The 25,260-nt window shown below is 64.8% G+C and carries 26 protein-coding genes; 18 read left to right on the top strand and 8 right to left on the bottom strand.

The window, feature by feature from the left end; genetic code table 11:
* Nucleotides 1-3 precede the first annotated feature (3 nt).
* On the bottom strand, nt 4-1,527 hold the full coding sequence (locus tag PVZ80_RS13745) for an MFS transporter (protein WP_273864066.1): 1,524 nt from the start codon (nt 1,525-1,527) through the stop codon (nt 4-6).
* 114 nt (nt 1,528-1,641) lie between these two features.
* On the opposite strand from PVZ80_RS13745, the gene PVZ80_RS13740 reads away from it, so the two are divergent.
* Nucleotides 1,642-2,538: a LysR family transcriptional regulator gene (locus PVZ80_RS13740; RefSeq protein WP_009048845.1), complete on the top strand. Its 897-nt coding sequence runs from the start codon at nt 1,642-1,644 to the stop codon at nt 2,536-2,538.
* 39 nt (nt 2,539-2,577) lie between these two features.
* Entirely contained in the window at nt 2,578-3,123 is a 546-nt protein-coding gene (locus PVZ80_RS13735) for a GNAT family N-acetyltransferase (protein ID WP_273864065.1), read from the top strand.
* Here PVZ80_RS13735 and PVZ80_RS13730 read toward each other — a convergent pair.
* Complete coding sequence (locus PVZ80_RS13730; protein ID WP_016704764.1) at nt 3,116-4,036, bottom strand: carbon-nitrogen hydrolase family protein; 921 nt, start codon at nt 4,034-4,036, stop codon at nt 3,116-3,118. The two genes, PVZ80_RS13735 and PVZ80_RS13730, sit on opposite strands and share 8 nt — an antisense overlap.
* A gap of 85 nt (nt 4,037-4,121) precedes the next feature.
* Between PVZ80_RS13730 and PVZ80_RS13725 the strand changes: the two genes are divergently transcribed.
* On the top strand, nt 4,122-5,057 hold the full coding sequence (locus PVZ80_RS13725) for a LysR family transcriptional regulator (protein WP_016704762.1): 936 nt from the start codon (nt 4,122-4,124) through the stop codon (nt 5,055-5,057).
* On the opposite strand, the gene PVZ80_RS13720 is transcribed toward PVZ80_RS13725, so the two are convergent.
* Nucleotides 5,029-5,283: a hypothetical protein gene (locus PVZ80_RS13720; protein ID WP_007928582.1), complete on the bottom strand. Its 255-nt coding sequence runs from the start codon at nt 5,281-5,283 to the stop codon at nt 5,029-5,031. The two genes, PVZ80_RS13725 and PVZ80_RS13720, sit on opposite strands and share 29 nt — an antisense overlap.
* A gap of 155 nt (nt 5,284-5,438) precedes the next feature.
* Here PVZ80_RS13720 and PVZ80_RS13715 point away from each other — a divergent pair, with 155 nt between their 5' ends.
* Nucleotides 5,439-5,759, top strand: a complete 321-nt coding sequence (locus tag PVZ80_RS13715; RefSeq protein ID WP_009048841.1) for a DUF883 family protein — start codon at nt 5,439-5,441, stop codon at nt 5,757-5,759.
* A gap of 75 nt (nt 5,760-5,834) precedes the next feature.
* On the opposite strand, the gene PVZ80_RS13710 is transcribed toward PVZ80_RS13715, so the two are convergent.
* Nucleotides 5,835-6,872 carry an Ldh family oxidoreductase gene (locus PVZ80_RS13710; protein WP_009048840.1) on the bottom strand — a complete coding sequence of 346 codons (1,038 nt, stop codon included), beginning with the start codon at nt 6,870-6,872 and terminating at the stop codon, nt 5,835-5,837.
* 381 nt (nt 6,873-7,253) lie between these two features.
* Between PVZ80_RS13710 and PVZ80_RS13705 the strand changes: the two genes are divergently transcribed.
* Nucleotides 7,254-8,252, top strand: coding sequence for a FecR family protein (locus PVZ80_RS13705; RefSeq protein WP_273864064.1), 999 nt, complete (start codon nt 7,254-7,256; stop codon nt 8,250-8,252).
* 52 nt (nt 8,253-8,304) lie between these two features.
* On the opposite strand, the gene pvdQ is transcribed toward PVZ80_RS13705, so the two are convergent.
* Nucleotides 8,305-10,653, bottom strand: a complete 2,349-nt coding sequence (gene pvdQ / locus PVZ80_RS13700) for a bifunctional acylase PvdQ (protein WP_273864063.1) — start codon at nt 10,651-10,653, stop codon at nt 8,305-8,307.
* Nucleotides 10,654-10,958: 305 nt separating this feature from the next.
* On the opposite strand from pvdQ, the gene PVZ80_RS13695 reads away from it, so the two are divergent.
* Nucleotides 10,959-11,339 (top strand): hypothetical protein, encoded by a 381-nt coding sequence (locus tag PVZ80_RS13695; RefSeq protein WP_009048837.1) that lies wholly within the window; start codon nt 10,959-10,961, stop codon nt 11,337-11,339.
* Between the two features lie 19 nt (nt 11,340-11,358).
* Here PVZ80_RS13695 and PVZ80_RS13690 read toward each other — a convergent pair whose 3' ends face one another.
* Complete coding sequence (locus PVZ80_RS13690) at nt 11,359-11,547, bottom strand: hypothetical protein (protein ID WP_007928588.1); 189 nt, start codon at nt 11,545-11,547, stop codon at nt 11,359-11,361.
* 198 nt (nt 11,548-11,745) lie between these two features.
* On the opposite strand from PVZ80_RS13690, the gene PVZ80_RS13685 reads away from it, so the two are divergent.
* The gene (locus PVZ80_RS13685) at nt 11,746-11,877 is read left to right on the top strand and encodes a hypothetical protein (protein ID WP_009048836.1); all 132 of its coding nucleotides are present in this window, start codon (nt 11,746-11,748) and stop codon (nt 11,875-11,877) included.
* A 92-nt stretch (nt 11,878-11,969) separates the two neighbouring features.
* On the opposite strand, the gene PVZ80_RS13680 is transcribed toward PVZ80_RS13685, so the two are convergent.
* Nucleotides 11,970-12,887, bottom strand: a complete 918-nt coding sequence (locus tag PVZ80_RS13680) for a LysR family transcriptional regulator (protein WP_028682404.1) — start codon at nt 12,885-12,887, stop codon at nt 11,970-11,972.
* A 119-nt stretch (nt 12,888-13,006) separates the two neighbouring features.
* On the opposite strand from PVZ80_RS13680, the gene PVZ80_RS13675 reads away from it, so the two are divergent.
* Nucleotides 13,007-14,002 carry an aldo/keto reductase gene (locus tag PVZ80_RS13675; RefSeq protein WP_053268962.1) on the top strand — a complete coding sequence of 332 codons (996 nt, stop codon included), beginning with the start codon at nt 13,007-13,009 and terminating at the stop codon, nt 14,000-14,002.
* A 61-nt stretch (nt 14,003-14,063) separates the two neighbouring features.
* Here the strand turns inward: PVZ80_RS13675 and PVZ80_RS13670 are convergent, their stop codons facing one another.
* Nucleotides 14,064-14,594 (bottom strand): hypothetical protein, encoded by a 531-nt coding sequence (locus PVZ80_RS13670; protein ID WP_101282394.1) that lies wholly within the window; start codon nt 14,592-14,594, stop codon nt 14,064-14,066.
* A 528-nt stretch (nt 14,595-15,122) separates the two neighbouring features.
* Between PVZ80_RS13670 and PVZ80_RS13665 the strand changes: the two genes are divergently transcribed.
* The 10 genes from PVZ80_RS13665 to glgA all read left to right on the top strand — a co-directional run bounded on the left by PVZ80_RS13665 (nt 15,123) and on the right by glgA (nt 25,255).
* Nucleotides 15,123-15,578, top strand: a complete 456-nt coding sequence (locus PVZ80_RS13665) for an SRPBCC family protein (protein ID WP_009048832.1) — start codon at nt 15,123-15,125, stop codon at nt 15,576-15,578.
* 122 nt (nt 15,579-15,700) lie between these two features.
* Nucleotides 15,701-17,533, top strand: a complete 1,833-nt coding sequence (locus tag PVZ80_RS13660) for a copper resistance system multicopper oxidase (RefSeq protein ID WP_009048831.1) — start codon at nt 15,701-15,703, stop codon at nt 17,531-17,533.
* A complete protein-coding gene (locus tag PVZ80_RS13655; RefSeq protein WP_273864062.1) occupies nt 17,533-18,459 on the top strand; it encodes a copper resistance protein B in 927 nt (308 codons plus the stop codon). The genes PVZ80_RS13660 and PVZ80_RS13655 overlap by 1 nt, the downstream gene beginning before the upstream one ends.
* A 57-nt stretch (nt 18,460-18,516) precedes the next feature.
* Nucleotides 18,517-18,900 (top strand): copper homeostasis periplasmic binding protein CopC, encoded by a 384-nt coding sequence (gene copC / locus PVZ80_RS13650; protein ID WP_009048829.1) that lies wholly within the window; start codon nt 18,517-18,519, stop codon nt 18,898-18,900.
* Between the two features lie 3 nt (nt 18,901-18,903).
* Complete coding sequence (gene copD / locus PVZ80_RS13645; RefSeq protein WP_038632192.1) at nt 18,904-19,818, top strand: copper homeostasis membrane protein CopD; 915 nt, start codon at nt 18,904-18,906, stop codon at nt 19,816-19,818.
* A gap of 363 nt (nt 19,819-20,181) precedes the next feature.
* Nucleotides 20,182-20,631, top strand: coding sequence for a DUF411 domain-containing protein (locus tag PVZ80_RS13640; RefSeq protein ID WP_016704754.1), 450 nt, complete (start codon nt 20,182-20,184; stop codon nt 20,629-20,631).
* Entirely contained in the window at nt 20,628-21,065 is a 438-nt protein-coding gene (locus PVZ80_RS13635; protein WP_016704753.1) for a YqaA family protein, read from the top strand. The genes PVZ80_RS13640 and PVZ80_RS13635 overlap by 4 nt, the downstream gene beginning before the upstream one ends.
* Before the next feature lie 133 nt (nt 21,066-21,198).
* Nucleotides 21,199-22,224, top strand: a complete 1,026-nt coding sequence (locus PVZ80_RS13630) for an alpha/beta fold hydrolase (RefSeq protein ID WP_028682407.1) — start codon at nt 21,199-21,201, stop codon at nt 22,222-22,224.
* 21 nt (nt 22,225-22,245) lie between these two features.
* Nucleotides 22,246-23,199: a D-2-hydroxyacid dehydrogenase family protein gene (locus PVZ80_RS13625; protein WP_016704751.1), complete on the top strand. Its 954-nt coding sequence runs from the start codon at nt 22,246-22,248 to the stop codon at nt 23,197-23,199.
* 487 nt (nt 23,200-23,686) lie between these two features.
* A complete protein-coding gene (gene glgA / locus PVZ80_RS13620) occupies nt 23,687-25,255 on the top strand; it encodes a glycogen synthase GlgA (RefSeq protein WP_053268952.1) in 1,569 nt (522 codons plus the stop codon).
* The last annotated feature ends 5 nt before the right edge of the window (nt 25,256-25,260 follow it).

The raw sequence follows: 25,260 nt of genomic DNA, 5'->3' as shown, positions 1-25,260 counted from the left end.
CCCTCAAGCCCGGCGCGGCTCGTGCAGCATCAGCCGCACCACCAGCGCCGCAACCAGGGTGATGGCGATCAACGCATACAACAGCCAGGTGAAGGCCTTGGCGTAGAGCCCGAGCAACAGCTCCCGGCCCAGCTCGGGCAACAACGCTGCGCTGGCCTGCAGGTTGCCGCTGGCCAGTTGCTGGGCGGCCAGCGGCAACTGCGGATGCTCCGGCAGCGTCGCGGCCATGGACAGTTGCAGCAAGCCGGCCAGCAGGGCCACCACCAGGGCCAGGGCAATGCCCTCGCCCGCTACCCGGGTGGTGCTGAAGATGCCGGTGGCCATCCCCGCCCGTTCCTTGGGCACCACACTGACCGACAGCCCGTCCATCAAGCCCCAGGGCAAACCGGCACCGAGGCCGATCAGCAGCATGGGCAAGACATTGGCCGCCGGCGCCTGCCCCGGGGCGATCCGGCTGAGCAGATAGAGCCCGAGCGCGGCAATCACCAGGCCGACGCTGGACAGGGTCCCGGCGCTGAACCAGCGGGTCAGCCACGCCGCCAGCAACGGCACCACCACCATAGGTACGGACAAGGCGATCATCATCAAGCCGGCATCGATCTCGCTGTAGCCTTCCACGCCGATAAAGCGGATCGGCAGCAGAATCAGCAACACCACGAAGCAATAGCAGGTGGCGATCGGCAGCAGCTGCACGCCGATAAAGCGCGGGTAACGAAACAGCGACAGGTCGAGCATCGGCCGCTTGACCCGCAGCTCCACCACGATGAACAGCAACAACGCCAGCAGAGCCACCAGCAGCAGGCCCCAGACCACCGGGCTGCCCCAACCGCTTTGCGGCGCCTGCAAGATGCCCCAGGTCAGCGCCACCAGCGCCGCGGTGAAACTCAAGGTGCCGGGCCAGTCGACACCCGCCGCGTCCGGGTCGCGGGACTCCTGCATGCGCGGCACGCCGAACAGCAGCGACAGGCCGCCGATCAAGGTCCCGGAGACGAAGATCGAGCGCCAGCCGTAGGCCTCGATCAGCACCCCGGCGAGGATCGGCCCGAATGCCAGGCCGACGCCGAAGGTGGTGCCCAGCAGGCTGAAGGCGCGGGTCCGCGCCGGGCCCTCGAACTCCTGGGCCAGGGCCGCCGAACCGCCCGCCAGCGCCGCCGCGCCGGCCAGCCCCTGCACGGCCCGCAACAGGTCGAGCCAGAGCACCGAAGGCGCGAAGGCCAGGGCCAGCGACGTCAGGGCGAACAGGCCGACACCGAGGCTGAACACGCGCTTGCGCCCGTACTCGTCGGCCAGGGTGCCAGCGGCCATCAGTACGCTGCCGAAACTCAGCATGAAGGCATTGGTGATCCAGCTCAGGGCCAGGGGGCCACCGCCCAACTCGCGGCCAATGGCCGGGGTCGCCACCGCCACGCCGACGAAGGTCAGCGGCAGGATCAGCGCCGCCAGGCACACCGCGGCCAGCACCGCGTAGGAAGAACCGCCCGCGACAGCGTCAGCGAACGCGGCAGGCACATCGGTTGGCGAATACATCGGCACCTCAGGGGGGAACGTTAAAGTGCGATCAATGGTAGATTCGCCGCAATCACCCACAAACAGGGCTCAAGTCCGTTCTTTACGGACATAAACGCTCCAATCGAGATCCCCATGGACAACCTCAGTGGCATGCTGGCCTTTGTGCGCACAGTGCAGGCCGGCAGTTTTGTCGGCGCGGCGGAACGCCTGGGCCTCTCCGCCTCGGCGGTGGGCAAAAGCCTGGCCCGCCTGGAAGAACGGCTCGGCGTGCGCCTGCTCAATCGCAGTACCCGGCGCATCAGCCTGACCGACGAAGGCACGCTGTTCTTCGAACGTTGCCAGCGCATCGTCGGCGAGGTGGAGGACGCCGAGGCCGAGCTCGCGCGCATCAGCGACAAGCCCCGCGGCAAGCTGCGGGTCAGCCTGCCCGCGATCGGCTATCGCATGCTGCTGCCGATCCTGCCGGAGTTCGCCGAACGCTACCCGGACATCGAGCTGGACCTGGATTTCAATGACCGGCTGATCGACGTGATCGCCGAAGGCGTCGACGCGGTGATCCGCAGTGGCGAGCTGGCGGACTCCCAGCTCAAGTCCCGCACACTGGGGCCGTTCCGCTTCGTGCTGGTCAGCGCCCCGCACTACTTCGCCCGCCATGGTGTGCCCGAGTGCCCCCGGGACCTGGAGCGGCATGCCTGCCTGCGCTACAAGTTTCCCGGCACCCCGCAGCTACAGGAGTGGAAACTGCGCCTGCCCAACGACGCGCCGCCGCTGGTGCTGCGCAGCGCCCTGACCAGCAACAACCTGGAGTCACTGATCTTCGCCGCCACCCAGGGCCTGGGCCTCGCCTTCGTGCCGGATTTCGTGGTGCGCCCGGCGCTGGCCGACGGCTCGCTGGTGTCGGTGCTGGACGACTATCAGATCGACAGCGGCAAGTTCTCTGTGCTCTGGCCCGGCAGTCGACATCTGCTGCCGAAACTGCGAGTGTTCGTCGACTTTCTCAGCGAGCGTCTGGTGCTAGGCGGACGCTGAAAAACCACACCCGATCCACACAAGGAATGTGCCGCGAACATGAAGCCGACCCCCACCCTCTACACCGAACGCCTGATCCTGCGCCCGCTGGAGCTGGCCGATGCCGAGGCTGTCCAGCAGCAGTTTGCGCACTGGGAAGTGGTGCGTTATCTCAATGCGCGGGTGCCCTGGCCCTATCCCGCCGATGGCGCCCTGACGTATCTGCGCGACCTGGCGCTGCCGGCCATGGAGCGCGGTGAGGAATGGCACTGGTCGATCCGCCTGAACAGCGCGCCGGAGCAACTGATCGGCAATGTCAGCCTGATGGACCAGACCGACAACAACCGCGGCTTCTGGCTGGCTCCAGCATGGCAAGGCCAGGGCTACATGAGCGAGGCCAGCGCGGCGGTCACCGAGTACTGGTTCGAAGTGCTGGGGCGCGAGCTGATACGGGTGCCCAAGGCCGCGCCGAACCTGGCCTCGCGGCGGATTTCCGAGCGCAGCGGCATGCGCTTGATCCGCAGTGACGAAGACGACTTTGTCTGCGGGCGATTGCCCCGTGATATCTGGGAAATCACCCGCGAGCAATGGCGTCGCCTCAGATAAAACGCACGCCGGCCTTGGCCCGTTCGTCCACCGTCAGCTCGAACACATCCGGGCGCGCATAGTGGCCGACCACGTCGTAGTCGTAGCGCGCCCGCACCAGCTCGGCGGTGTCGATCTGCGCCGTCAGCAGGCCGGCACGGCCCACCAGCGGCCCTGCCAGCACCTCGCCCATGGGCCCGACAATCAGGCTGCCGCCGGCAATCAGCGGGCGCTCGGCCGGCCAGTTGGCGATCTCCAGCCCCAGTTCCTGGGGTGACGCCTGTACCTGGCAGGCGCTGACCACAAAGCAGCGGCCTTCATGGGCGATGTGGCGCATGCTGACCTGCCACATCTCGCGCTCGTCCACGGTCGGCGCGCACCAGACGTCCACGCCCTTGGCGTACATCGCGGTGCGTAGCAGCGGCATCATGTTTTCCCAGCAGATCACCGCGCCGACCCGGCCGACCTGGGTGTCCAGCACCGGCAGGGTCGAACCGTCGCCCTTGCCCCAGATCAGGCGCTCGGTGCCGGTGGGCATCAGCTTGCGGTGCTTGCCCACCAGGCCATGCTGCGGGTCGAAATACAGCGCCGTGCAATACAGGGTACTGCCGGCGCGCTCGATCACCCCCAGCACCAGGTTGGCCCCGGTGCGCGCCGCCAGGCCGGCCAGGGCCTCGGTCTCCGCGCCCGGCACCTCGACGGCGTTGGCAAAATAGCGGGCAAAGGCCTCGCGGCCCTCCGGCAGGCGATAGCCGAGCTGGGTGCCGAAGCCCTCACCCTTGGGGTAGCCGCCGAGCAAGGCTTCGGGCATCACCACCAACTGCGCGCCGGCCTCGATGATGGCGTCCTCATAGGACAGGATCTGCTCCAGGGTATCGGCCTTGCCTCCAGGCAGGGAGCCGATCTGCAATGCGGCGACAACGGACTTGGACATCGGGAAAACTCCTGTGGCGGTGAAGTGTTGCCCATTGTCCGGCGCTCGCCGATCATGCAGAAAGCCCATCCTGATACTGAATGATATGAACCAGATGAATATCGCCCAGGTCGATCTCAACCTGCTCAAGGCCTTCGAAGCCCTGCACGACGAATCCAGCGCCAGTCGCGCCGCCCTGCGCCTGGGCGTCACCCAATCGGCCATGAGCGCGGCGCTGCGGCGCCTGCGCGAGCTGTACGGCGATCAGTTGTTCGTGCGCACCGGGCGCGGCCTGGCGCCGACCCTGCGGGCCAACCAGCTCAAGCCGGTGGTCAGCGAGGCCCTGAACAAATGCCGGCAGAGCCTGGCCATGGTCGATCCCCATGCCAGCCATTATCAGGGCCGCTCGGTGGCGATCGGGCTGTCGGACGATTTCGAGATTGCCTACGGCCGGCGCCTGATCGAGGAAGTCGCCCGGCGGGCGCCGAAGCTGCGCCTGATCTTTCGCCAGAGCCACAGCCAGATCGTCGGCGAAGCGCTGTTGCAGCGCAGCATCGACCTGGCCATCAGCGCCGGCGGCTTCGCCGAACGCATGCTCAGCCGCCAGGTATTGGGGGAAGGTGGTTATCTGTGCCTGGCGGACCCGGCGAGCCTGAGGCCCGGACAGCAGGCCATCGACCTCGACGAGTTCGTCGCCCGCGAGCATGTGCTGGTGTCGTCGCAAGGGTTTATCGGGATTACCGACGAGGGTCTGGCGGCCCTGGGGCTGAGTCGCCAGGTCTGCGCCTCGACCACGCATTTTGCCGCGCTGCCCCATCTGCTCAAGGGCAGCCAGGCGGTGGCGACCATTCCGGCCCATGCCGCGCGAAGCATCGCCGAACTGACCGGGCTGGCGCTGCTGCCCTGCCCGCTGGACCTGCCGCGTTACCCGATCGAACTGGGCTGGCGCACCAGCGCGCAGATCGATCCGGTGGTGCTGAAAGTGCGCGAGGCGATCGTCGCCAGCTTCGAGCTTACTTGTTCGCCGCCATCAGGCGATTGACTTCACTGCGCACCATGTTGGCGTATTCCGGCGGCGACATGCCGTCGAGCTCTGCACGCACCCATTCGGCCCATTTGCCCTTGCGCTTGCCGCGCTCGCCGAACAACCGTGCGGCTTCGCCCTTGGCCTTGCCCAGGTTGCTCTGCCACAGCTCGAACAGACGGGACTTTTCATCTTCGATCTCTGCACGCTCGGCGAGAGTCTTGTTGGCCAGATTGAAGCTCATGGGAATTTCCTGCTGCGTAAAATAGCCGACATCTTACACTGTGACGGCTGGGGTTTTCCCGCCGGCATGGCGCGGGTGGAGAAAATATCTGCAACTTTTCGCCAGCCCCGCGACTCCATTGTTCATCGCATCACTGACCCGCAAGGAGTAACTCAATGGCTCGTAAAACTGCTGCGCAAGCGGCTGACGAACAAATCAAGGACCAGGAATTCAGCGAGCTCCAGGCGTTGATCGAGGAATCGGAAAAGCTTCTGAAAAGCAGCGCATCGCTGGTCGGTGAGGAAGGCGAAAACCTGCGCCAGCAGGTCGGGTTGAAACTCAAGCAGGCGCTGGACTCGGTGTCCAGCGTGCGCGAGCGCAGCAAGCCGGTGGTGGAAGCCACCGAGCAGTACATCGGCGGCCACCCGTGGCAGACCGTGGCCATCTCCGCCGGCGTCGGCCTGGTGGTGGGCCTGTTGCTGGGACGTCGTTCGTAACAAGCCTTGCCGCCCGTGAAAAAAGGACCAGGCCAGCGTCATGCTCGCCTGGTCCTTGCGTTTTGAAACCGCGTTTTAAAGCCCGGCCAACTCCCGCAGTTGCTTGAACTCCGCAGCGTCCAGGGCAATCCCCTCGCGCAGGGACTTTTCCCGCTGGCGATGGCGGCGATCCCCCGGCAGGCGCTTGAGCCCTACGCCGTGCATCTGCCGGATCAGCTCCTGGCTGCGCTCGGCGAAATTCTGCCCGGCACCCTTGCTCGGATCGATGACAATCAACAACTGGCCAGTCCAGGGCGTCTTCGCGCCGGGATGGTTGGACCAGTCGAACTCGAACGAGAAATGGCCACCGGTCAGCGCCGCCGCCAGCAACTCGACCATCATCGACAGCGCCGAACCCTTGTGCCCGCCGAACGGCAGCAGCGCGCCGCCTTCGAGGATGGCTTTCGGGTCGTCGGTGGGCTGGCCGAGGCCGTCCACGCCCATGCCCGGCGGCAGGCGTTCGCCCTTGCGCGCGGCGATCTGTACGTCGCCATGGGCGATGGCGCTGGTGGCCAGGTCGAAGACGATCGGATCGCCAGCGGCCTGGGGCGCGGCAAAGGCGATCGGGTTGGTGCCGAACAACGGCCGATCGGCGCCGTGGGGCACCACGCAGGTCATGCTGTTGACCACGCTCAGGGCGACCAGCCCTTCCTCGGCGAATGGCTCGACGTCCGGCCACAGCGCGGCGAAATGATGGGAGTTGCGGATGGCCAGAATGGCGATCCCGGCGTGGCGCGCTTTCTCCACCAGCAGCGCCCGCGCCGCCGCCAGCGCCGGTTGGGCGAAACCGTTACCCGCATCGACCCGGACAAAGGCCGGGGCCACGTCTTCGACCACCGGCACGGCCTTGCCATTGACCCAGCCGCTATTGAGGGTCGATACGTAACCGGGAATACGGAACACGCCATGACTGTGGGCGCCGTCGCGTTCGGCAGCGGCACAGTTCTGCGCCAGGCAACGCGCCACTTCGGCGCTGGTGCCATGGCGCAGGAAGATCGTTTCCAGCAGCGTCACCAGTGCCTCGAGCGACAGGTGTTCCTGCGGTGTTTCAACAGCCGGGGGTGATACAGACATCTGGAGCTCCGGATTAATTATTGGAATGGGCTACAGCGTATGAAGATGCACGTGGGTGAGTGCGCCCGACGATTAAACAACGCTTTGCGCGCGCCCTGTCAACCACGGCCATGACCTCGCACAGGCGATGCCAGGAACTGACAGAGTAGCCGCGAACAGGCCGTCAGCCGAGGATGGCAAACAAAGGTGGCAGTAGCGATGACAGCCGACCGTGTGTTTTTGATCATTTTTTCACTCCAACTGTGGATACTGCTGGCCAAAGCCCGGTGTTGCAGGGGCTTCGAGGCAAAAATAAGTGCCACTTTTGATAGGCATCAGCCATGACGGCGGTTCTACAAGCCTGGCTGCGAAGGGTAGAATGCGCGAAACCAGGAAGAGCCAATGAGCGAACAGCACCTTACAGAAGCCGAATACGACGCCATCACCGATGCCGCCGCGCAGTGGTGCATGCGTCTGCATGCCGCGGACTGTACGGCCGCCGAACGCCAGGCCTTCGAGCAATGGCGCGACGCCCACCCGCTGCATGCCTTCGAATACGAAGCGATGCGGGAAATCTGGGAAGTCGCCGACCATCTGCCACGCCCGCCAGCCACCACCGTCCTGCCCCTGGCGCCACGCAAACCCTGGCGCGCCTATGGCATGGCCGCGGTGATCAGCGCCCTGGCCCTGCCCCTGGCCGCCTACAGCGGCTGGAGCCTGGGCTGGCTGCCCTCCTCCTACGAACATTTCCAGGCCGACGGCAGCATGCGCCAGGTGACCCTGGCCGATGGCAGCCAGGTCGAACTCAACCTGGGCACCGAGCTGACCTACAGCAACTACAAGGATCAGCGCCGGGTCACCCTGAAAAAAGGCGAAGCCTTCTTCAAGGTCAGCCATGACAGCAGCCACCCGTTCGTGGTCAAGGCCGCCAGCGGCGAGGTCCGGGTCACCGGCACCCAGTTCAACGTCTGGATGTACGAGGATCAGGTACGGGTCACCCTGCTCGAGGGTTCGGTGCTGGTGAACAGCGACAACAGCCACCCCGATGGCGGCTTCCGTCTCGATCCGGGCATGCAGGCGCGTTATCGCCAGGGCGATCACCAGCCGCAGATCAGCCAGACCGATGCCAACGACAGCTCGCTGGCCTGGCGCCAGGGCAAGCTGGTGCTGGACAACCTGGCGCTCGGCGAGGCCCTGCCGCTGATCAACCGTTACCTCAGCAAGCCGGTGATGCTGGCCGACAGCGCCACGGGCAACATTCGGGTCGGCGGCATCTACGACGTCAGCGCGGTCAAGAGCCTGGTGACCACGCTGCCCAAGGTGTTGCCGGTGTACCTGACCCGCAACCAGGACGGCAACCCGGTCATCAATTCGCTGCCAGGCACCACGCCAAAAAGCTGAAGGCCGCTACCCTCGCGGGTGCGGCCTGCGCTTGATGCCCGGTTGAACGCGCTTACTGGGTCGCGAGCTTGCGCAACCGATCGTCCACTTCGTGAATCACCTGCAACCGATATTGCGGGTCCGCCTGGATCTGCTGTTCGGTGAACGGCAACACCCGCCACTGCTTCTTCGAGAACGCCTCGGTCTGGTCCCGCGAGTGCGGCGACGCCGGGTCGCTGGACAGCGAGAACGCCAGCAGGCCCTGGGCATGCGGGCCCTGGTCATCGAAAGTCACCACTTGCAGGTAGCTGGTGCCGCTGACCACCTCACGCTTGCCGTCGGCCGCGGGGACGCTCTGGATCGCGTTGTACACGCCCAGGCTGGCCGGGCCGCCATGAATCGGCGTCTGCCGGCCGCCGCTGCTGACCACCTGGATATCGCCCCAACGGCTGTCGGCCTTCAGGCCCGACTCGGCCACCTGTTGCACCGAAGCCAGCATCGCCTCGCGCAGCGCCTTGGCCACCTGCGGCCGGTTGATCGCCAGGCCACGCGGCGTGTGCTGCGGGTCCCGGGTATCGAAGGTCACGCGCCAACGGTCGTCGACCGCCTCCAGCTGTTCCATGACGTTCTGGAAATGCACCAGGCCCAATCCGCTTTGCAGGTTGGCGCTGCGGTCCCAGGCCTCGAGGCTGGCGCACAGCGGCGCCAGGGCCCGGGCATCGCTGCCCAGGTCGGCGGCACAGAACTGCAACAGGTCCGGCATCACCTGCCCGGCCTGGTACACCTGGTCGTCCATCACCATGTGCTTGAGGTCGGCGGCGCTCAGCGGCGTGGCCTGGCCCGTGCCGATCAGGCGATTCAGGGCAAAACGCGCGCGCTGCCCCAGCGGCAGGTCCTGCTGGCTGATCAGCGGCGAGAAACCTTGCAGCGGCGCGGCCGGGTTGACCATCCATGCCGAGTCGTTGGAGTTCTGCACGTAATCGCCGCGCAGCAGTTGCGGCAGCTGGCTGGCCGGGTAGATGCCCTTTTGCGCGGCAGCCGGGTCGATGTCCCAGGCGCAGGCCGCGCGGGAACCGTCGAGAATAATCAGCTGGGTGCCGATCCGCGGGTCGCTGCAACGCGCGAGTTTTTCCGCGCTGACGTTGGGCACCACCGACTGGTTCATGTACAGGGCCTGGCCCTGGTCATCCACCGCCAGGGTATTGACCCAGGGAATGCCCTGCAGCTGATGCACGGACGCTTGCAGCTCCTTGAGGCTGCGGGCCTGGTTCATCGCATACCACTGTTGCAGCACCCGGTCGTTTTCCAGGTTGGCGTCGCGCAGGCTGTAGGCGAAGCGGTTGTCCCAGTCCAGCTTGCCGGGCCACTGCACCAGCGGGCCGAATTGCGAGCTGTAGACGCTATGGCTGACAGTGGTGAGCTGGCCGTCCTCACCCTTCACCTTGACGCTGAGCGTCTGTTTGTCCAGCGGCAGGGACTGGCCGTCGAGCAGGTAGCGGGTCGGATCCTTGGGGTCCAGCTGCAGGCGGTACAGGGTGAAGTGCTTGGAGGTGTCCACCGTGTGGGTCCAGGCCAGGTGCTGGCTGAAACCGATATTGATCATTGGCAGGCCGGGCAAGGCGGCGCCCATGACATCCAGCTTGCCGGGAATGGTCAGGTGCATCTGGTAGAAACGCATGCCGCCCACCCACGGGAAATGCGGGTTGGCCAGCAGCATGCCGCGGCCATTGAACGAGCGCTCGCGCCCCACGGCCACCGCGTTGCTGCCGCGGTCCAGGGCGAAACGCTGGCCGCGGGCATCCGCCTCGGCGAAGACCTGGGCCGATTGCTTCAGCTGCGCCGTGGCCGATGGCGGTGTCGCGCCCACCAAGGCTTCGGCGAACTGGCCGACGCCGCCTTCCACCAACAGCCGACGCGTAAGCTTGACCAGGTCCAGGGCGGTCAACGGCCGTACCCAGTCACCCTGGCACTGCTCGGGCAGGCCCTGGGCCCGACGCTCGGCCAGGGAGCGGTTATAGCCGGCGACATACCCTTCGATCAGTTGCCGCACCTGCGGCGTCTGCGCCTGCCAGAAGCCGAACACCGCCTGAGGCGTGTTCAGCCAGTTGAAGAACAGGTCGCTGGTGAGGTTTTCCCGTTGCTCGACGGTCTGTTGCTGCGGGCCGAAGTACTTCGAGCGCTCGCCATTGACCGTCAGCACTTCGTTGGCCAGCAGGCACAGGTTGTCCTGGGCGTAGGCATAGCCGATGCCATAACCCAGCCCGCGTTCGTCGGCGGCGCGAATATGCGGGACACCAAAACCGGTACGGCGAATATCGGCACTCGCCTCGCCGCCCTGTACCTCGCGTCCCTGAGCCCCCAGGCTCAACCCGAGAAACAAACCCGCAAGGCAAAACCTGGGCAACTGCCTGGAAATAATCACGCCGACTCCTGATCGAAAAAACGCAGAACCCGAGCTGGCGCGAGATGCGGCACAAGGACACGGATTCCAGCCTGGAAAGGACGGCGCCGCCCGGCATCAGCCAAGGCCCGCCTGCCCTTACAGACGAAACCGCCACGGAAAATTTAGCGGCTCGGCGCCAGGCGCAGATCGCCCGCCGACCTGGCGACGACAAAGGCCTGACAAATTTTCTACATCTGATTCCTCATGATTTGCGCGGCTCATTCGTCTAGTTATATGAGAGCACCCGTCATTTTCCTGATCAGGCTCTGAAAAGGAGTTTTTGCATGTACGACCCGCAACTGCCAACGGATGGCCACACCGCACAACCCGCGTCCTCCCTGAACGCCGGCGCCGGTGTCTTCGGCAAGCAAGCCGAGCGCAACCGCAACGAACGCATCAGGCACCTGCTCAAGAGCTTCGGCCTGCGCACCAGCCTGATTCGCCTGAAAGTCATCGATGCCTTGCTGCAGGCAGCCGAAAACCAGCGCGCCCTGGGGGTGCGTGGCATTCACAGTCATTTGCTGGAGCTGGATATCCCGCTGTCGTTCCTCAGCGTGCGCGAGGTGTTGAAGCGGCTGTGCAGCGAAGGCGTGATCACCCTCAATGCAGACAAGAGCTTCAGCCTGCATCAACAGGCTGAAGCCATACTCGACGGCCGCGACTGAGGCCGTCGGGGGGTGTATCTCAAGGCTTGACCTTGCGCCGCATCACGCCATTGATCACGACCACGGTCACCGCCACACCAATGGCGATGTACTGGAACATTTTCTCGGTGATCATCCCGGCGTTCTGCAGGTAAGAAAGGCCAAGCATGATTCCCAGTACCACCAGGGAAATCACAATCGAATAGATCAAGCGTTGCTTCTGGGTCATTGCGGGTTCCTGAACCTGTAAAGGTGCGGCCTGAAAATGCCGCCTGAAAATGTATCGATTCTGTATCGAAACAGATGCCAAACGCCTACCGAGAATCGGGGATGGGCGCGGGCAAACGGGGTCTCATGTTACAGCCGCCGAAAAGTTTTCGCTGCATCGCGGCGGTTAAAACCCCAAGAGCCCTTTGAGGACTGCACGATGTTCCGTCGAATCACCTGGCTGATTCCCCTGCTGGCGATGCTGACCCTGTCCGGCTGCATCATCTTCCCTCACGACGGCTGGCATCACCGCCATTACGACGGCGGCCCCGGCTACCACTACCCTCGCTAAGTCACCCAGCCCGCCAGTATTTCCCTCTTGTAACCCCACCACGAAATTGCCCGACGCCCGCCTCGCCGCGGGCGTCTGTCTTTACTGTCGAGCTACGCCAGCCGGGTGTTGTGAATCCCCGGCTGGGCGAACAGTTCCACCAGCCAGTCGACGAACACCCTGACCCGCGTCGACAGGTGCCGGTGCGGCGGGTACAGCGCGCTCAACGGCATCCTGGGTGGCGGGATGTGCCGGAGCACCTCGATCAGCCGACCTTCGGCCAACTGCTGGGCGACATGGTAATAAGGCGTCTGCACCAGCCCGTAGCCCGCCTCGCAGGCGGCCAGGTAACCATCGGCGCTGTTGACCGACACCTGCTTGGGCAGCTCCGGCAACAGCACCTGGCCCTGCACCTCGAACTCCAGCCCATAACGCTTGCCGCTGACGCTGGAGAAGTATTCGATCATCTGATGCCCGCCCAGGTCGTCCAGGCTCTGCGGCACACCGCGCTGGCGCAGGTAGGCGGGACTGGCGCACGTCACCTGCTCCAGCGCCAGCAACGGCCGGGCCACCAGTGAATCGTCGAGGCACAGGCCACCGCGCAACACACAGTCCACCCCTTCGCGGATCAGGTCCACCGGCCGGTCGTTGAGGCCGATTTCCAGGTCGATCAACGGATAACGCTCGGAGAACGCCGGCAGCGCCGGGATCACCACCAGCCGCCCGATCCCCGCCGGCATGTCGATGCGCAAGGTGCCGCGCGGGTTGTGCCGCGCCACGGAAAACACCGCTTCGGTTTCCTCGAGGTCGGCCAGCAGCCGCACGCAGCGCTGGTAGTAGGCAGCACCGTCCAGGGTCGGCGTGACCTGGCGGGTGGTGCGCAACAGCAGTTGCACGCCCAGATGCGCCTCCAGCTGCTTGATCAACACCGTCACCGAAGCCCGGGGCATCTGCAGGCTGTCGGCGGCCTTGGCGAAACCGCCGAGGTCGACGATACGGGTGAACACACGCATGGCGTTAAAACGGTCCATTGGCTTGGCCTGTCACGGATTATTTAGAAATAACGAATAGTGATAGCGCTTTTAGCCGGTTTATCTTGTTTTTGTCGAGGAGAACAATGGCCGCCACATCATCCAACGGAGCTTCTCCTATGCAAACCCGTCAACTGGGCAAGAACGGCCCGCAGGTATCCGCCATCGGCCTTGGCTGCATGGGCATGACCGACTTCTACACCACCGGCACTGATACCAGGGAGGCCACCGCCACCTTGCATCGCGCCCTGGAGCTGGGGATCAACCTGCTGGACACCGCCGACATGTACGGGCCCCACAGCAACGAAATCCTGATCGGCCAGGCGATCCGCGGCAAACGCGACCAGGTGTTCCTGGCCAGCAAATTCGGCATTGTCCGCGACCCCGGCGACCCGGCGGCGCGCGGAGTGAACGGCCGCCCCGACTACATTCGCCAGGCGATCGACGGCACCCTGCAGCGCCTGGGCGTGGAAACCCTGGACCTGTATTACCAGCACCGCATCGACCCGGACGTGGCCATCGAGGAAACCGTCGGCGCCATGGCCGAGCTGGTACAGGCCGGCAAGGTTCGCTACCTGGGCCTCAGCGAAGCCTCGGCGGCAACGCTGGAGCGGGCCCACAAGGTGCATCCGATCAGCGCCCTGCAAAGCGAATATTCGTTGTGGAGCCGCGACCAGGAAGACAACGGCTGCCTTGCGGCCTGCCAACGCCTGGGCATCGCCTTTGTGCCCTACAGCCCACTGGGGCGAGGCTTTCTCACCGGCGCCCTGAAGAGCCCGGAAGATTTCGCCGCCGACGACTACCGGCGTTTCAGCCCACGCTTCCAGGGCGAGAACTTCACCAAGAACCTGCTGCTGGTGGAACAGGTCAAGCAACTCGCGGTGGCCAAGGGCACCACCACCGGGCAACTGGCCCTGGCCTGGGTGCTGGCGCAGGGCGATTACCTGATCCCGATTCCGGGCACCAAGCAACGCAAGTACCTGGAAGAGAACGTCGCCGCGCTGCAGGTCCACCTCAGCGCCGATGAACTGCTGGCCCTGGAGCGGATCTTCAGCCCCGACGCCACCGCCGGCGAGCGTTACCCGCAAGCGGTGATGGCCCTGCTCGACCGGTAGACGGCCGGCCACAAAAAAGGCCCTCGACCGGTTGATCGGTCGAGGGCCTTTGTTTGTCGCCTCACGCCTTGGCGGAGTGATTCTTGTCGGTCACCGTGGTGCCGTTGCCCTTGCCGTAGCTTTGCAGGTTCTGCAGCACGTAGATGGCTTTCTTGTACTCGGGGATCAGGTAGCTGGCGTACTTGTTGCCCTTGAGGTTGTTGGTCTGGATGTTGTCCAGCTGGATCGCGAAGTACTCCAGGGCGTTGAATTTGGCATCCGGGTCGGCCTGCACGCCGAAGCGGTCGAACTTGTCGCCGGCGTTGAGCAGGGTCATCGCCGTCACGTCGCTGATCAGGCCCTTCTGCTTGAGGAAGGTGCTCATGTTGCCCAGTTGCTTGGCGCTGATGTTCTCCGGATCGAACCCCTTGATCTGCTTGTGCAGCTTCATTTCGTCCATCTTGAACACGTTCAGCGCCAGCGGGTTCTGGCCGACCAGGGCCAGCATCTGCTTGACCTTGACGCTCTGGCTGACCGGCTTGCCCCGGGTGCCAGTGTCCTGCACCAGCAGACCGGCTTTGCTGGTCCAGCCGCCGACATATCCAATTGTCATAAAAGACTCCTGTGTACGGGTTTTTCCATAGCCTTATATCCACTTGCACAGCCAACTAGAGGGTTGCGCAAGTTCAACTAATAAGCGTCTGAAAAGCCTGATTGAGGGAAACGATGCCCGTGAGTATCGGCGCGCCAGAGCACCTCTCCAATAAATATTTCGGCTTTTTACAATTTTTGTACATTTCCGATACAAATGCCTGGAAGCCACGGTTTTGCTAGCTGAAACAATTGTTTAACAATCCAGCCCATGACAACTAAGCGACAACTTATGGGCATTAATGTACCAAATGGTTAGTTGTGACCAAGTATTCTTAAGAGCATTCATGACGCCATCTTGCGGGGATCTTCCACGACATTGCTGCGCAACGACCCGACTGTGCATGACGCCCTTCCTTTACAACGGGAAAAGCCTTGCATCGCCCTCTTGACGAGCTACCTCGAAATCCGCTGAACGGCTGATTTGCGCGCCTCCATGGCAGGCGCGCGGGCAACTATATTTGATGCTCCTACTGCAAGGAGGTGCATCATGGAACAACGTCAGCAGCACCTTTTGGACGAGCTCATCTTCCATGAGCTCTACATCGACGCGCCGATCGATACCGTCTACTACTACGTGACTCAGCCGGATCGCTGGCACGAGTGGCATCCCGCTTCCCTGCGCGCCGACACCGGCCTGGCTGGCTCGTTGCCGGCGGGGCATCGCTTCAGCAAAACCATCGATCTGCTCGGCTTGCAGATCCACATGAGTTGCCGGGTACTGGTCGCGGTATTTCCCAAGGAGTTCAAGATCGTCTTCAGTTCTCCGCCAGCAGACGGCTCGATCCACTATCAGTTGTGCAAATACGGGGATGGAACCCTGTTCAAGCGCACCCTGCATTACTGCTCCGACCTCAACCTGGTCAGCCTGCGCCCGCGTATCGAGCACTTGTCCCAACTGGCCATGGTCAACCTCAAGCGCAACCTGGAAAAGATCGCCCACTGATCCGGCAACGGGTGGCGCCGCGCTGGCTGACAAATCTGTAATCTTCACCTCAGTTTTCTGACAGGCCGCGCCGCTTAAGGTCGTCTCATACCTGACCAGCAGGATCGAGGGAGCCTTGGGGCATGCATGTAAAACCCACACGACGCAGTTTTATCAAGGGCCTGGCCGCCGGTGGCGTACTGGCCGGCACCGGGCTGTGGCAACAGCCGCTCTGGGCACGCAGCGAGGACGGCCAGCTGCCCGCCCTCAGCGGCCAGCAGTTCGACCTGTTCATCGGTGAATCCCAGGTCAACTACAGCGGCACCTCGCGCACCGCGATGACCATCAACGGCGGCCTGCCCGGCCCGCTGCTGCGCTGGCGCGAGGGCGACACCGTGACCATCCGGGTGCGCAACCGCCTCAAGGAGGACACCTCGATCCACTGGCACGGCCTGATCCTGCCGGCCAACATGGACGGCGTGCCGGGCCTGAGCTTCCACGGCATCGCCCCCGACGGCCTCTACGAATACCGCTTCAAGGTCCGGCAGAACGGCACCTACTGGTACCACAGCCACTCGGGGTTGCAGGAGCAGGCCGGGGTCTACGGGCCACTGGTGATCGAGGCCCGCGAGCCGGAACCCTTCCAGTACGACCGCGACTACGTGGTGATGCTCAGCGACTGGAGCGACGAGGCGCCCGAACGGCTGATGCACATCCTGAAAAAGCAGCCCGGCTACTACAACTTCCACAAGCGCACGGTCGGTGACTTTATCGAGGACGTCAGCCGCGACGGCTGGGCGGCCACCCTCGCCGATCGCAAGATGTGGGCGCAGATGAAAATGACCCCCACCGACCTGGCGGACGTCAGCGGCTATACCTACACCTACCTGATCAACGGCCAGAGCCCCGGCGGCAACTGGACCGGGCTGTTCAAGCCCGGCGAGAAGCTGCGCCTGCGCCTGATCAACGGCTCGGCCATGAGCTACTTCGACCTGCGCATTCCCGGCCTGAAGATGACCGTGGTCGCCGCCGACGGCCAATACGTGCAGCCGGTCAGCGTCGATGAGCTGCGCATCGCCGTGGCGGAAACCTACGACGTGCTGGTCGAGCCCGGCTCGCAGGAAGCCTACACCCTGTTCGCCCAGGCCATGGACCGCAGCGGCTACGCCCGCGGCACCCTGAGCCAGCGTCCGGGGCTGAGCGCGACCGTGCCGCCACTCGACCCGCGGCCGCTGATCAGCATGGCCGACATGGGCATGGATCACGGCAGCATGGCTGGCATGGACATGGGCGCCATGCCCGGCATGGATCATGGCCAGATGCAAGGCATGGACCACAGCCAGATGCAGGGCATGGATTCCAGCAACATGGCCGGTATGGACCACAGCGGCATGGCCGGCATGTCAGGCATGGACCACGGCGCCATGGGTGGCGCCATGCAAAGCCACCCGGCCTCGGAAGACGGCAACCCGCTGGTGGACATGCAGACCATGAGCCCGACGCCGAAGCTCGCCGACCCAGGCATCGGCCTGCGCAATAACGGGCGCCGGGTGCTGACCTACGCCGACCTGCGCAGCACCTTCGAAGACCCGGACGGGCGCGAACCGAGCCGCACCATCGAACTGCACCTGACCGGGCACATGGAGAAATTTTCCTGGTCGTTCGACGGCATCAAGTTCAGCGATGCCGAGCCCCTGCGCCTGACCTATGGCGAGCGGGTGCGCATCACCCTGGTCAACGACACCATGATGACCCACCCCATCCACCTGCACGGCATGTGGAGCGACCTGGAAGACGAACAGGGGCGCTTCCTGGTGCGCAAGCACACGATCGACATGCCGCCGGGCAGCAAGCGCAGTTACCGGGTGACCGCCGATGCCCTGGGGCGCTGGGCCTATCACTGCCACCTGTTGTTCCACATGGAGATGGGCATGTTTCGCGAAGTACGAGTGGACGAAGCCGGGAGCGCCGCATAATGCCGAAAAACGCCTTGACCCTGTTCGCCGCCCTGCTCGGCCTCAGCGCCGGGCCACTGCAGGCCGCCGAAAGCATGGATCACTCCAGCATGGATCATTCGTCCATGCCGGCCTCCGCCATGCCAGGCAACCCGATGCCGGGCATGGACCACAGCCAGATGACCGGCATGGACGGCGAACCCTTGCAGACCATGGAACCCGCGGCGCCCACCCAAAGCCGCACGCCGATCCCGGTACTCACCGATGCCGACCGCCGCGCCGCCTTCCCGCCGATGGCCGGCCATGGCGTGCACGACAAGGCGATCAACTCGCTGTGGCTGGTCGACCGCCTGGAATACCAGGACGCCGATGATGGCAGTGCCCTGGCCTGGGAAATGAACGGCTGGATTGGCGGCGACATCGACCGACTGTGGCTGCGCAGCGAGGGCGAGCGCACTAACGGCCGGACCGAAAACGCCCAGGTCGAAGCGCTCTGGGGCCATGCCATCGGCCCCTGGTGGGATGTGGTCAGTGGCGTGCGCCAGGACTTCAAGCCCGGCGCGCCGCAGACCTGGGCCGCCCTCGGGCTGCAAGGCATGGCCCTGTACAACTTCGAAAGCCAGGCCACCGCCTACCTCGGCGAAGGCGGCCAGAGTGCCCTGGGGCTCCAGGCCGAATACGACATCCTGCTGACCAACCGTCTGATCCTGCAGCCCAACGCGGAGGTCAGCCTGTACGGTAAGAACGACCCGCAACGCGGCATTGGCTCGGGGCTCTCCTCGCTGGAAGCCGGCCTGCGCCTGCGCTACGAGCTGCACCGCCAGTTCGCGCCCTACGTCGGCGTGACCTGGAGCCGCAGCTACGGCAAGACCGCGGACTACGCCCGTGAAGAAGGCGAAGACAGCAGCGAAGCCCGCCTGGTGCTCGGTGTGCGCCTGTGGTTCTGACCTCCCTTCAATAGATAACTAAAAACATCACGCGGCCAATGCCGCCTGGAGCCTTGCATGTCCTACCTCAAGCATCTCGCCATTGCCGTCACTTTCGGTGCCGGCCTGACCCTCGCCGGCGTCGCCCAGGCGCACCCCAAGCTGCTGGCCTCGACCCCGGCCGAAGGCGCCAAGGGCGCGGCACCGGCGAAGATCGAACTGCAATTCTCGGAACCCCTCACCACCAAGTTTTCCGGGGCCCGATTGCTAATGACCGGCATGCCCGGGATGAGCCACGCACCGATGCCGGTCAAGGCCAGCGTGGCCGGCGGCAGCGATCCGAAAAGCATGATCATCAGCCCCGCCACCCCGCTACCGAAGGGCAGCTACAAAGTCGAGTGGCGGGCGGTGTCCGCCGACACCCATCCGATCACCGGCAACCTGACCTTCGAAGTCAACTGAGCCATGGGCGAACTCATCAACGTCGCCCTGCGTTTTGCCCTGTACCTCGACCTGATGCTGCTGTTCGGCCTGGCACTGTTCGGCCTTTACGGGCTGCGTGGTGCACAGAGCCGCCGGCGTTTTCGCCGGCCTCTGGCGACCACCCTGGTGCTGGGCGCGCTGCTGTCGGGCGCCGCGCTGCTGCAACTGGTGCTGTCGATGAGTGGCGCCACCCGCCTGGCCGAACTGGACCCGGCGCTGGTGCCCGTGCTGGTGCTGGAAACCGATGTCGGCCAAAGCTGGCTGCTGCGCCTGGCGGCGTTGCTGCTGGCGGGCGTGCTGCTTCTGTTCAGCAGTGGCTGGCCGAGATTTACCCTCTACGGCCTGATTCTGTGCACGGCGACCGCCCTGGCCAGCCTGGCCTGGGGCGGCCACGGGGCGATGAGCGAAGGTGGCCAGCGTTACCTGCACCTGGGCAGCGACATCCTGCATTTGCTGGGCGCCGGCGCCTGGCTGGGGGCGCTGGCGGCTTTCGCCCTGCTGCTGCGCCGTGGCGCCTGCGAAGGCGAACAGCAGGCGGGCCACCTGCTCGATGCCCTGAAGGGGTTTGCCAGCCTGGGCACACTGATCGTGGTCAGCCTGAGCCTCAGCGGGGTGCTCAATTACCTGCTGATCGTCGGCCCGGACCTGGCAACGTTGAGCGCCAGCACCTACGGCCTGCTCCTCAGCCTGAAGGTAGCGGTGTTCGCCAGCATGCTGGTGTTCGCCGCGTTGAACCGCTTCCATCTGGTTCCGCAGCTGGAACAGGCGCTGCACCGGGCCTCGCCCCAGGCGGCCCTGCCCGCCTTGCGTCGCAGCATGCTCCTGGAACTGGCGGCGGCCCTGCTGATTGTCGGCCTGGTGGCCATGCTCGGCATCCTGAGCCCGGCTCCCGAATGAACACGGAAATGATGCGACCGCTATCGCGGGCAAGCCTCGCGCCTACAGAGAATGCACATGCTTGTGTAGGAGCGAAGCTTGCTCGCGATAAACGATAACGCGCAGCACCAGACAAACCGCGGCGCCCCCATCGTGGGCAAGCCTCGCGCCTACAGAGAATGCACATGCTTGTGTAGGAGCGAGGCTTGCCCGCGATGAACGATAACGCGCAGCACCAGACAAACCGCGGCGCCCGGACGACAAGCGCTTGGTATAACGTTGAAACACAAGCGCCGCGCCGCGCTCGAGAAAAGTAGCAAAATACGCCACCCTGTCGGCCCAAGACCGCGCCCCCGAGGCGCCCTGATGATCAAGAGACTCCCTATGCACAACACTCTGCGCCTGGCAGCCCTGTCTGCCCTGCTCGTCGGCTCCCTGGCCCAGGCCGCCGACCTGATCCCCATCGACGTGCACCGCGACGCCAACTGCGGCTGCTGCAAGAAATGGATCGAGCACCTGCAAGCCAACGGCTTCAAGGTCAACGACCATGTCGAAAGCAATATGAGCGAAGTCAAGCAGCGCCTGGGCGTGGCCCCGCGCCTGGCGTCTTGCCACACCGCGGTGATCAACGGCAAATTCGTCGAAGGCCATGTGCCGGCCGACCAGGTGCTGGCCCTGAGCAAACGCGACGACCTGCTCGGCGTCGCCGCCCCCGGCATGCCCATGGGTTCGCCCGGCATGGAAATGGACGGCATGCCCGCCGATGCCTACCAGGTCATCGGCCTGACCAAGGACGGCAAGGACGTGGTGGTCGCGGACTACCCGGCCCATTGATCCTCACCGCCTGCCTCGGCCTGTTCCTGGCGGCCTTCGGCGCCGCCACCCTGCTGCCACTGCAATCCGAAGCCGTGCTGGTGGGCCTGCTGCTCAACGGCCAGTTCAACCTGTGGTTGCTGCTGGCCGTGGCCACCCTCGGCAATGTCCTCGGCTCCCTGGTGAACTGGTGGCTGGGCCAGCGCCTGGAACGCTACAAGGACCGCCGCTGGTTCCCCGTCGGCCCACGCCACCTGCAAACCGCCCGCAACCATTACCAGCGCTATGGCCATTGGTCCTTGCTGCTGAGCTGGCTGCCGATCATCGGCGACCCGCTGACCCTGGTGGCCGGAGTCATGGGCGAACCGCTCAAACGCTTCCTGCTGGTCGTCACCCTGGCCAAGGGTGCGCGTTATGGCGTGCTGGCCTGGATGACCCTCGGCTGGGTCGGTTGAGCTGACGGGGCAAGCCTCCAGGCTCATAAGCATGACCACGAAGGGAACGTTTCGCCCTGGCGATGGCCTCTGCTTATTAATGTCGCGCTAATCGCGCCGCTCCAGGATCGCCCCATTCTCTCGGAGGTCATGTATGTCCCTAAGCCCCACCCGCTGGAGCCTCACCCGCTGGTTACCCGCCCTGCTGCTGACCGCCGCCCTGCCCGCCCTCGCCGCCCAAGGCCCGGCCTACGGTCCCGAGTTGCAAGGCTTCGACTATCCCTACCCGTTGCAGCACTTTGCCTTCGAGTCCCAGGGCCAGGCCCTGCAGATGGGCTATATGGATGTGCCGGCCAAGGGCACGCCCAACGGCCGCAGCGTGTTGCTGATGCACGGCAAGAATTTCTGCGGCGCGACCTGGGACAGTTCGATCAAGGCCTTGAGCGACGCCGGCTACCGGGTCATAGCCGCGGACCAGATCGGCTTCTGCACCTCCAGCAAGCCCGAGCACTATCAATACAGCTTCCAGCAGCTGGCGCAGAACACCCGGCAGTTGCTGGACCGGCTGGGCATCCAGCAGGTCAGCCTGCTGGGCCATTCCACCGGCGGCATGCTGGCTACCCGCTATGCTCTGCAATACCCCGAGCAGGTGCAACAACTGGCGCTGGTCAACCCGATCGGCCTGGAAGACTGGAAGGCCCTCGGCGTGCCCTACCGCAGCGTCGACCAGTGGTACGCCCGCGAGCTCAAGCTGTCGGCCGAGGGTATCCGCAACTATGAGCGCAGCACCTATTACGGCGGCCGCTGGAAGCCGGAATTCGAGCGCTGGGTGGACATGCTCGCCGGCCTCAACCAGGGGCCCGGGCACACGCGGGTGGCGTGGAACTCGGCGCTGATTTACGACATGATCTTCACCCAGCCGGTGTACTACGAGTTCAAGGACCTGAAGATGCCGACCCTGCTGCTGATCGGCACCGCCGACACCACGGCGATCGGCAGCGACATCGCACCGCCGGCGGTCAAGGCGCGGATCGGCAACTACCAGGTGCTGGGCAAGCAGGTGGCCGGGCTTATCCCGCACTCGACCCTGATCGAATTCCCGGGCCTGGGCCACGCCCCGCAGATGGAAGAACCGGCGCAATTCCACCAGGCCCTGCTGGGCTGGCTGGCGTCACATTGATGCGTTTTCCCTGGAGCCTTCATGAGTGTGCAGATCGCGGTAATCGATGATTGGCAGGACGTCGCCCGTGACGTCGTCGACTGGTCGCTGCTGTCGGGCATTGGCCAGGTCAGCTTTATCCATGACTACCCCAGCGACACCGCCGCCATGAGCGAGCGCCTGGCGCCGTTCGAGGTGATCTGCGTGATGCGCGAGCGCAGCCGTTTCGACGCGGCCCTGCTGCGCAGCCTGCCGCGGCTCAAGCTGCTGCTCACCGGCGGCATGCGCAACGCCGCCATCGACCTTGCGGCCGCGGCCAGCCTGGGTATCCAGGTGTGCGGCACCGACAGTTACAAGCACGCGGCGCCGGAGCTGACCTGGGCGCTGATCATGGCCCAGACCCGCAACCTGCTCAGCGAAGCCAGCGCCCTGCGCGCCGGCCTCTGGCAACAGGGGCTGGGCGGCGACCTGCACGGCAAGACCCTGGGCATTCTCGGCCTGGGCAGCATCGGCCAGCGGGTGGCGCAGTTCGGCCAGGTGTTCGGCATGCGGGTGATCGCCTGGAGCGAGAACCTCACCGCCGAGCGGGCCGCGGCGGCCGGCGTGACCTACGTGAACAAGCAGCAGTTGTTCGAACAGGCCGACGTGCTCTCGGTGCATCTGGTGCTCAGCGAGCGCAGCCGCGGTCTGGTGGACGCCCAGGCGCTGGCCTGGATGAAACCCTCGGCGCTGCTGGTCAATACCGCCCGTGGGCCGATCGTCGATGAAGCGGCGCTGATCAGCGCCCTCGAACGCGGGCGCCTGGCCGGCGCGGCGCTGGATGTGTTCGAGCAGGAGCCGCTACCCCTCGACCATCCGTTGCGCCGCCTGCCCAATGTGCTGGCCACGCCCCATGTCGGTTATGTCAGCCAGCAGAACTACCGACAGTTCTTCACCCAGATGATCGAGGACATCCAGGCCTGGGCCGCCGGCCAGCCGATCCGTCAGCTGGGCTGAAACCACCTCGGGCATTGCGCCAGCACTGCCCTGCACCATCATCGGGCGCGGGCGGTTTTTCCCCGCACCGCCTGCTTGCATCCCCCTCACCGTTTTCGCGCCCGTGCCAGAAAACCTCGCCCCCGGCCGGTGCGCGAGACTGCCTTTCGTCGGCTTTATTCCAGGGCAGCGCAACCTTCGCCCCGAGAAAACCTAATCGTCATGCCCGCGCTCTAACTTCTGTCCTAGACTGGAATTCAAAAAGTGACCGGACAGTCATCCCCGAGGAAATAAAGTCGAAACTTTTGGCTCACGCCTTGGGTCAGGTTAAAGGTAGGGCCTTCGCGACTGGTGCAATCCTTGCAATGGCCCCTTCACCCTCTTTGCGTCGACGCATGAGGCTGCGTTCGGCTTTCGCATGTGCAACGTTTTTGTGCCCGGCCACCGGATTGGCCTTTTGACACCGCCGGCAGATGCCAGGAACAGATCAATAAAACGGGAGAAACAGATGACCAGTGCCGTATTGCAAACCCAGGGAAAGCATCCTCTGCCGCTGGCCGGTGAGACGGCCTCCACATCGATTCTCGCCCCAGGTGGCAAGACGTCACTGCCCTTGATCCACCACAACCCCAATCGCAAGAAGGTCCTGTTCGTCACCTCGGAAATCGCCGACCTGGTCAAGACCGGCGGCCTGGGCGACGTCTCGGCGGCCCTGCCCCGCGCCATGGCGCACCTGCACGATGTACGCCTGCTGATCCCCGGCTACCGGCAGGTGATGCACAGCGAAAACCCGATTCATATCATTGGCGAGCTGGGCGGCCACGCGGCCCTGCCGGCCTGCAAGATCGGGCGCATGGACATGCCCGACGGCCTGGTGATCTATGTGCTGATCTGCCCCGAACTCTATGAGCGCGAAGGCACGCCCTACGGCGCCAACAACGGCCGCGACTGGCCGGACAACCATATTCGCTTTGCCCGCCTGGGCCTGGCCGCCGCCGACATCGCCGCCAACCTGGCGCAGATCCACTGGTGCCCGGACCTGGTGCACGCCCATGACTGGCCCGCCGGGCTGGCGCCGGCCTATATGCACTGGCGCGGGCAACGCACGCCGACCCTGTTCACCATCCACAACCTGGCGTACCAGGGCGTGGTCAGCCTGGCCTCCTGCCCGGAGCTGGGCATCCCCGAACACGCCCTGCAACAGGAAGGCATGGAGTTCTACGGCAAGCTGTCGTTCCTCAAGGCCGGCATGGCCTACGCCAGCCACATCACCACCGTCAGCGCCACCTATGCCCAGGAAATCACCACCCCGGCCTTCGGCTGCGGGCTTGACGGTTTCCTCGCCAGCAAGACCCAGCAAGGCCTGCTCAGCGGCATCCCCAACGGTATCGACGAAAGCTGGGACGCCGCCACCGATCCGCACCTGTCCACGCCCTTCGCCATCGGCGACTGGCAAGGCAAGGCCGCCAATGCCGCCCATGTGCGGCGGATGTTCGGCCTCGACCCCGGCAGCGGTCCGCTGTTCGCCGTGGTCTCGCGCCTGGTCTACCAGAAAGGCCTGGACCTCACCGAAGGCGTGGCCGAGTACATCGTCAAGTCCGGCGGCCAGATCGCCATTATCGGTCGCGGCGAACCGGAAGAAGAACAGGCCATGCGCGCCCTGGCTGCGCGTTTCCCCGGGCGCATCGGGGTGAATATCGGCTTCAACGAAACCGACGCCCGCCGCATGTTCGCCGGCAGCGACTTCCTGCTGATGCCTTCGCGCTACGAGCCCTGCGGCCTGAGCCAGATGTACGCCCAGCGCTTCGGTTCGTTGCCGGTGGCGCGCAATACCGGCGGCCTGGCCGACACCATCGAGAACGGCGTCACCGGCTTTCTGTTCGACGAGTCCACGGTGGCCAGCTACGAAGAGGCCCTGAGCCGCGCCTTCAAGGTGTTCGCCTATCCGCAGTTGCTCAACGCCATGCGCTGCCGGGCCATGGCCGCGCCCTTCAACTGGTGCAAGGCGGTGGAGCCCTACGCCGAACTCTATGAACAGCTGGTGGCCAAGGCCTTGGGAAAATCGGCCAAACCCTGAGAGGG

It is taken from the genome of Pseudomonas sp. B3G-3 (genome assembly GCF_028640915.1).
GTDB classification, from domain to species: domain Bacteria; phylum Pseudomonadota; class Gammaproteobacteria; order Pseudomonadales; family Pseudomonadaceae; genus Aquipseudomonas; species Aquipseudomonas chlororaphis_I.
Note: the sequence above shows the minus strand (reverse complement) of the source record. Positions and strands in the feature narration are given on the sequence as shown.